At 59.6% G+C, this 1019-nt stretch carries 1 protein-coding gene; it reads right to left on the reverse strand.

What is annotated here, in order from left to right; translation table 11 throughout:
* Positions 1 to 760: 760 nt before the first annotated feature.
* On the reverse strand, positions 761 to 1019 hold a 259-nt coding region (locus tag CXQ97_RS18545), incomplete at its 5' end, for a Dabb family protein (protein ID WP_146069729.1).

Below are 1019 nucleotides of genomic sequence, written 5' to 3' on the forward strand. Positions count from 1 at the left end.
CCACCCCCATCAACGGCACCATCGACCGCATCGCCTTCACCAACGCCATACCCGCCCAGGGCGGAGACCTCCTCCTCGTCGTCACCCCGGCCTGAGGGCAGCAGCCGAAACGTACTCCATACAAAAATGCGATCCACAGAAGGGCAGGTCAGCATGACAAAAAACCACCCGCGGCGCAGCGAGCCGGATATGCATCCTTCACGGACCAGTCTGTCCGCCCCTACAGCACGTAAGGACTGGGGTAGCTTGCGACCCCACGACCGGGTCACGGTGCACGAGGCGAAGAAGCTGCCCTACGAAGCAGTTGTTGACGTTCTCACCCAGGATGCGACCGTTGTCTGGGTGCTACCGATACGAATCGGTATTCGGCGTGCGTTTCACTACAGCGACGACGTCGACATCGTAGAAATGTCCTAATAAGCGGACCGCGGTCTTAACCTGTACTCCGGTACTGCAGACGGGTTTCCCCCGGAAGTTGTCGACGCTGCACGGGTCTTCGCGCAGGAGGCCTCCCGGTCCGTGCGCTTGGCAATGCGCAGATCCTGTTTTTCCAATAAGGCAACGCACCTCAACGCGACTCTGGACTCGAGGATCGTCATCGATCTCGCTGCAGGAATCGTCATGGGTCAGAACAAGTGCAGTCAGACTGCGGACTTGAAGATCCTCATCGTGTTGTCTCCTGAGTTGAATCATCGCTCCAGTGACATCGATGCCGAACAGGGACTGCTAAATGGTGGATGGCAGCCCCTGTTCGGGAGTGTCAGTGCTCGAAGTCGAGGATGGCGATGTCTTTGGGCTCCCTGAAGGTCAGGATGTCCATGGCGATGTCCAGGTGTCGGGGATCAGTGGAGAACGCGTCGAGTGCGGCGCGGTCGTCGAGTTCAGCGATGAGACCGAAGTCGAAGTTGCCGGTGCCGATGTCGATACCGGCTTCAAGGGACCGCAGTCCGGGGATGACGCCAACGAGTGCTTTGAGGCGGTCGATGGCGTCCTGGATGCGTTCGTGCGGGGTGCCCTCA

Source organism: Arthrobacter sp. B0490 (assembly GCF_002929355.1).
Taxonomy (GTDB): Bacteria; Actinomycetota; Actinomycetes; order Actinomycetales; family Micrococcaceae; genus Arthrobacter_D.